Genomic DNA, 4,461 nt, shown 5'->3' with positions numbered 1-4,461 from the left:
GGAACAACGTGAGCACCCCGAGCATGCGCGCTCGGAACGGACACGAGGAGCGGAGGCCCCGCTCCTTCATGCCATCAACAGGTGTCGGATGTTCGACTGGTTGCGCCTGGTTGCACTGATTGTGGGCGGTTTCGCAGCGTTTGGTTCCCAAATTTGTTCCCAACCGTGTCATCCACGGGCTAGCGGTGGTCTTGGCGCGAAGACCGTCACACCGACAGTCATCCTGATCGGGGTATTGAAAGACGGCGGCTCAGGCTTTCCGTTGTGCATAGAGCCCGAAGACGGCCCGATGGTGCCGGCTGACTTCGACGATCTGCGCCGCAGGGCCGACGAGTTCTACGACCGAGATCCCGAGCGGCAGGTGCAAATCAGCACCGCCGCCGAGTGGATCCATGAACGGCGGGAACAACAATTTCGCGACCGCGCCTACCGTAGGGCGATCCGTGAGGTGCTCGAGGCCAAGCTCCAGCTCCGGTTCTTCGTCGGTTCCCCCACCCTTGTCAACGAACACTTCGTATATACGGCCGTTGGACTTCCAACGTGGGTCCTCGATGACACGCCGCATCTGACATCCGAGGTGGCTGCCGGCCGCTACCCGGTGACTCGTTCGCTCGTCCAGGGGGTAATCGACACGATCCTCCGGTTGAGCACCCGCGAGCTGCGCCAACCATATGCCGGCGCCGACCTCGACATCGACTCCGCCGACGTTGCCAAAGCGGCGGCCGAATCCGTGATCGCTTCCGTGAGCATGCTTGCCGGCGATGTGCCGTCGGGCTTATTTGACGGGATGAACCGGCTCGCGACAACACGTTACGAACGCCGGGTCGGCGTCGGATCGCTGCTGCTCGCCGAACCAGGCTCTCAGTACGTCGAACGCTCTGTCACTCTTCGAGATCCAGTTCGCATCAGCGAAACTCGGGCGCTCAGGAAGCTACTGGAGACGAGCAGCCGCGACGGCGAGTCGCTGCTGACCGACGGGCACTCCATCTACGGACTCGGGCACCTGCGGCCCGATTACCCGCAAGAGTCTGAGTCCGTATTCAAGCTGCTCGTAACGGGCGACGGCACATGGGAGCTAATCCACGCCGCCGTCACGCTAGCGACCGTGCAGTACGGAGCCCCCCAGGTTCCTCAGCAGCCGCTGCGACGCGATCGGCTCATCGATGTCTGCCACCGCGTGCTGGGCGAGTATGACATCGAGGCTTTGTGTGACCTCGCTGACGCGGCACGAAAGGCCGAGCACGGCACCATGCTCGTCATCTCCACACAGGCCGAGGCCGAAACGGCCAGGCTTGAGAGCCAGGCGTTCCTCGTTCAACCAACGAGGCTCGCCGACAACTTCGTCGAGAAAGTCACCGAGATCGACGGCGCCTTCCTCGTCGACCCATTCGGCAAATGCCACGCCATCGGAGTCATCCTCGACGGCACCGCCACTACCCAGGGTGACCGCTCCCGCGGTGCCCGGTACAACTCCGCGGTGAAGTACCTCGCTTCTGTCGAAGCCAGGCCGACAGTCATCCTGTTGGTATCGGAAGACGGAATGATCAACCTCCTGCCGGACCTGCCTCCCAGGATCCGCCGCGGTGAGCGAGACGCCATGCTCGGCGAGCTGCGGATTGCGGCGGAAAAGGTTCCGGCCGACGGCGAACAGTTCTACAAGGCCTACCGGCAGATCCAGGAACACAGCTCCTACTTCTCGCCAGAACAGATCGCAGAGATCAATACCTTGATGGACGACCACTGGAAGCGGCGCATAGCCCAAGGCGGCCCGAACACTGTTCGCGTAATCGAGCCAGAACTTAAGCACGACTCAAATATGTCCGACGAGTACCTCATCGACGACTGAATGGAGACGCGATTGCGCGATGAGTAACTGAGGGCATGTCGTTGAGCTCGGCGGGCAGCGCCTCAACGTCCGCCACGTCGAGTGGCGTTGCACAACGGGGGTTTGGTCGTCAGGCGCTCGGTCGCATTTGCGTGGCACGCGGCACGCGTCAGGCCTTATCGACCTGGCCGATCCAGGCATTGATCTCAGCGACCGCGGCGTCGAGCGAGAGTTCGATGCTCGCCGAGTCCGCGGCCCGCTTGTAGTCATCTTCCCAGTGGGCGTGTCCGACCACGGTTGGCGGCCACGTCCTTGCCGGCAAACCGAGTTGCTGGGCTTCGTCGGCTCGGGCGCAAAACAGAGCCGCCCCGGCCGCATGGATTTCGGCCAGCGTGGGGCTTCCGGTCTCGGCTGCGAGGTCGCGCAGCAGGAGCAGGTCGACTACATCGCGGGCACGGTCGTTGATGGAGTCTGGCGGTTTGTGGGGGTCAGAGACCGCGTGGATCTTCTGCGCAATCTGAAAGCGCATGGCGATCCCAACGAGGGTTTCGGGGTCCGGCAGTCCGAACCCACTCAGCGGTGGCGGCTCGATGAATTCGAAGTCTTGGCCGATGCCTGACTCGTCGGCTGAGACCTCGAATTGGATCCGCCTCCAAGTGACTCCTCGGAGCGCGATGACGATGTCGAACCGACGCGGCTTGACGGTCTTCGTAGGAAGATTGACGATCTCGACCTCACCCCGGCGCAGCGTGAGAGGTCCCCAGGGCTCGGCCAGCGCGCCCTCCAAAGCTAGAAGAAACGCGTCCAGATCGCCCCGGACGAGTCCGTCGACATCCTTGGTGGGGCGGGCGTTGGCGGACAACCGATGCTGCAACAAAGTGCCGCCCTTTAGGAGGAACAGCTGTCTTCCGTCGGCGTCGATCGCACGTTGGACGCAAGCGATAGCGACCGACGACGCAACGAGCCAGCCGAGTCTGCCGCCCTTGGTCTCCTGGCCGAGCTTGCCCTCGGCTTGAACAATCCATTGGTTCAGAATGGCCGCCGACGCCGGCTGCTTGGTCTTCGGCTTCAGCGTGCTCAACAGAGCGGCAAGCCGGGAACCGCGGCGCTCACGACTCATGGCGCGCCTCCAATGCCTTGGCCAGCTCATCACGTTCGGCGACCTTCAGGTAACCCTGTATGTGACCCCGTTCGATGGCCTGCCGCAGTAGGTAGGTAGGAGTGCCGTATGCGATGCACTGGCCAATAGCCGTTGCCGGTGTGACGGTGGGAATCTCCTGCCACCAGCCGATCTGCGTCGGCGCGAGGTCCTGTCGGTGGATGACATAATCGTCACCGTCCGTGCGGCGCAGGCGGCGGCGCTTGGCGACGGTCACGTGGATGCGATTGGGGTTGACGTCGCTGATTTCATAGACGTCCAGCGCGGTTTCGTGGCTGAGGCACGCCTCAGGTGCGCGCGTCCACAGCACTGCAAGCATGTAGGGGTCGTACTGACTGACGGGGAACCGTGGGAAGCGGTAGACCCCGTGCGCGACGCGGGTCAGTGTGCCCCGCTGGACGAGCATTTGCAGCGCAAACTTGCCCACCCCCAGAGCCCCGGCCTGCTGAGCAGTCACGAACCCGAGCTGTGTGGTCGCAACATCCCACAGCTCATCCCGCGCTAACGGCGTCTTGATCATGGCAAAAGTATAACGAAACCGTGGTACTTTTGACGCTACGATCCATTTTTTGCAGAGCCGCACCTCCCAGATCAGCAGCCTGGCCGGCCTGCTGCGCAGCACCCGCCAGCACGGGTGGGAACCACGGCTGGAGCCACGCGTAGATGTGTTCCACGAGGACTACCCGCGACAGATGAGCGGTGCGCCCCGAGCGCTGCCGGAAGCGGTGATGGCCCAGCTGGAACGCGAAGACATTCTGGCCCGATTTCCTGATCCTCGGGGTCGACTGCTGGCCCGGATCCTGATGGGCACAGGTCTGCGGATCGGCGACGCTAGCAATCTGCGCGTCGACTGCATCGTGCGCGACGGCCAAGGTGCCCCCTGCCTGCATTACACCAATCACAAGATGGCTCGTGAGGCGTTCGTGCCCATCGACACCGACCTGGCCGACGCGATCGTTTCCCAGCAGCAGGCGGTCCTTGCGGTGTTCGCTGAACCGGAATACCTGCTGCCGCGGCCCACCCGCAATCCGGACGGGCTCTCCTGCCGTCGATGTGGGTTGGGGGCAGTGTGGTACGGGGCGGTTGGGGCTCCGACGTTTCCCTGGGTTCGAGGCCCGGATGGGTTTGCGCGTCTGGGCCGTGCCAGTGGCCGGGACAGGTCTATGACTTGCCCTTTCGCCTGCCAGGAGGACGCACAGAGGCTCACGGGTCAAGGGTGGCCGAAGGCCATCGCGAAGCGACGCGCAGCGCCCTTGACGCGGGAGGGGTGCGGCCGTAGCAGGCGCGGCCCAGATCGTTGGTCACGACGCAGCCCTCACCTGCGGATTCGTAACTTTCGGACTCTCCATACCACACCAGGGTCCCGGAAAAGTCGCGTCTCATGAGGTCAGGACCAATTTGAGGGCGTGATCTGGGTGTCTGGCGTGGTGGCGTAGGCCGGCGGCGATGTTGTCCTGGCAATGTCAACTTAAAGTGG

Annotated in this window: 4 protein-coding genes; 1 reads left to right on the top strand and 3 read right to left on the bottom strand. The window is 63.4% G+C overall.

Annotation, left to right across the window (positions count from 1 at the left end; translation table 11 throughout):
- Positions 1–88 precede the first annotated feature (88 nt).
- Positions 89–1,846: a diadenylate cyclase gene (locus ABDW21_RS16310; protein ID WP_343710749.1), complete on the top strand. Its 1,758-nt coding sequence runs from the start codon at positions 89–91 to the stop codon at positions 1,844–1,846.
- A gap of 148 nt (positions 1,847–1,994) precedes the next feature.
- Here ABDW21_RS16310 and ABDW21_RS16305 read toward each other — a convergent pair whose 3' ends face one another.
- The 3 genes from ABDW21_RS16305 to ABDW21_RS16295 are packed head-to-tail and all read right to left on the bottom strand — an operon-like array spanning position 1,995 to position 3,856.
- Positions 1,995–2,945: a nucleotidyl transferase AbiEii/AbiGii toxin family protein gene (locus ABDW21_RS16305; RefSeq protein ID WP_343710748.1), complete on the bottom strand. Its 951-nt coding sequence runs from the start codon at positions 2,943–2,945 to the stop codon at positions 1,995–1,997.
- Positions 2,935–3,504, bottom strand: a complete 570-nt coding sequence (locus ABDW21_RS16300; RefSeq protein WP_343710747.1) for a type IV toxin-antitoxin system AbiEi family antitoxin domain-containing protein — start codon at positions 3,502–3,504, stop codon at positions 2,935–2,937. The genes ABDW21_RS16305 and ABDW21_RS16300 overlap by 11 nt, the downstream gene beginning before the upstream one ends.
- Entirely contained in the window at positions 3,476–3,856 is a 381-nt protein-coding gene (locus tag ABDW21_RS16295; RefSeq protein WP_343710746.1) for a hypothetical protein, read from the bottom strand. The genes ABDW21_RS16300 and ABDW21_RS16295 overlap by 29 nt, the downstream gene beginning before the upstream one ends.
- Positions 3,857–4,461 lie beyond the last annotated feature (605 nt).

Origin of the sequence: Mycobacterium sp. (assembly GCF_039583805.1) — a bacterium.
In the GTDB taxonomy this organism is placed as follows: domain Bacteria; phylum Actinomycetota; class Actinomycetes; order Mycobacteriales; family Mycobacteriaceae; genus Mycobacterium.
Note: the sequence above shows the minus strand (reverse complement) of the source record. Positions and strands in the feature narration are given on the sequence as shown.